Origin of the sequence: Pseudoflavonifractor sp. An44 (assembly GCF_002161675.1) — a bacterium.
Lineage (GTDB): Bacteria > Bacillota > Clostridia > Oscillospirales > Oscillospiraceae > Enterenecus > Enterenecus faecium.
Window position 1 is genome coordinate 1 of the sequence record NZ_NFIH01000045.1, and the last position, 2,119, is coordinate 2,119.

Annotated in this window: 1 tRNA gene and 1 rRNA gene; both read right to left on the reverse strand. The window is 50.1% G+C overall.

Annotated elements, in window-relative coordinates:
• Positions 1–1,640: ribosomal RNA gene (locus B5F98_RS12485) — 23S ribosomal RNA — on the reverse strand; the annotation flags it as partial.
• A gap of 358 nt (positions 1,641–1,998) precedes the next feature.
• Positions 1,999–2,075, reverse strand: a tRNA-Ile gene (locus B5F98_RS12490).
• Between the last annotated feature and the right edge of the window lie 44 nt (positions 2,076–2,119).

Consider the following 2,119-nt stretch of genomic DNA (forward strand, 5'->3'; position numbering starts at 1 on the left):
AGTTCCTTAACAACCCTTCTCCCGTTGGCCTTAGGATTCTCTCCTCATCTACCTGTGTCGGTTTGCGGTACGGGCACCTTAGTATACCTCACACCTTTTCTCGCCTCTGGACATCGCCGACTTCCCTACTATATTTCGGTCCCTTACGCCCGGGTCAACCAACGCCCGGGTTCGGCTATTCCAAAGTGTCAGTGTGCTTAAAGTTCGGTGGCTACGGAATTTCAACCGTATGTGCATCGACTACGCCTTTCGGCCTCGCCTTAGCTCCCGGCTTACCTTGGGCGGACGAACCTTCCCCAAGAAACCTTAGATTTTCGGCCATCATGATTCCCACATGATTCTCGCTACTCATTCCGGCATTCTCACTCGAATACAGTCCACCGCTCCTTCCGATGCGACTTCACCCCATATTCGACGCTCCCCTACCCCTGTCTTACGACAAGCCCAAGCTTCGGTTATACGCTTAGCCCCGTTACATTTTCCGCGCAGAGTCACTCGACCAGTGAGCTATTACGCACTCTTTTAATGAGTGGCTGCTTCTAAGCCAACATCCTGGTTGTTTTCGCAACTCCACATCGTTTTCCACTTAGCGTATATTTGGGACCTTAGCTGTGGGTCTGGGCTGTTTCCCTTTTGACTATGAGACTTATCTCACACAGTCTGACTGCTGTTCATCAATTAGCTGGCATTCGAAGTTTGATAGGGTTCAGTAAGCTTATCGCCCCCTAGCCCATTCAGTGCTCTACCTCCAGTAATCTAAAACAACGCTAGCCCTAAAGCTATTTCGGGGAGAACCAGCTATCTCCGGGTTCGATTGGAATTTCACCGCTATCCACAAGTCATCGCCGATCATTGCAACGAGCGTGCGTTCGGTCCTCCATGGAGTTTTACCTCCACTTCAACCTGCTCATGGATAGGTCACCCGGTTTCGGGTCTATTGCCACTGACTTCATACGCCCTATTCAGACTCGCTCTCGCTGCGGCTCCGGTACTGAATACCTTAACCTTGCCAGTAACAATAACTCGCCGGACCATTCTACAAAAGGTACCTCATCACCCTTTAACGGGCTTTGAGTGCTTGTAAGCACAAGGTTTCAGGTTCTATTTCACTCCCCTCTCGGGGTCCTTTTCACCTTTCCCTCACGGTACTGCTCCACTATCGGTCATCAGGTAGTATTTAGGGTTGGAGGGTGGTCCCCCCAGCTTCCCACGGGGTTTCACGTGTCCCGCGGTACTCTGGATCCAGTCTCACAGCCTTCTCTTTCGGATACGGGGCTGTCACCCGCTATGGCCGGCCTTCCCATGCCGTTCTCCTAGATAACTTCTGCTAAATGACTGTCCACAACCCCGGTGGATAAATCCACCGGTTTGCCCTCTTCCGCGTTCGCTCGCCACTACTAGCGGAATCTCGGTTGATTTCTCTTCCTCGCCCTACTTAGATGTTTCAGTTCAGGCGGTTCCCTTCCTACGCCTATTTGATTCAACGCAGGATGACAGTGTATTGCACTGCCGGGTTTCCCCATTCGGAAATCTCCGGATCAAAGGCTGTTTGCGCCTCCCCGAAGCTTATCGCAGCTTGCCACGTCCTTCATCGGCTCCTGATGCCAAGGCATTCCCCTTGCGCTCTTATTAGCTTGACCTCGTCGCCGCAAACTTCATATCTTTCGCTTCCGCGCAAGCACGAAAGCTCAATCATTCCGTTGCGGCTCCTCTCCGTTCAAAACCCGCTTCGCTGGGCTTTTGAACGGTTTGGTCCTAGAAAACACTTAGTTCTCTTATAAGAATCATGCAGGCTTCAGAGTTATTTTTTGGCTAATTGTTATTACCCATTGACAGAAATGACTTTTGCCATTCTGATTAAAAATCTACTCTGTTGCTTGCTCTTCCATCTGGAATTATCACATTGTTCAGTTTTCAAGGTGCGGAATTCTGGTCTCGATTGAAACCAGATATCAACACTCAATCTCTTGAATGTTGATATCCATTCTCAATGGACACTGGTGGGCCAAAATGGACTCGAACCATCGACCTCACGATTATCAGTCGTGTGCTCTAGCCAGCTGAGCTATTGGCCCGTAAGATGCGCAGTTTGCACCCTCTAAATTAAACAATGAGAAAC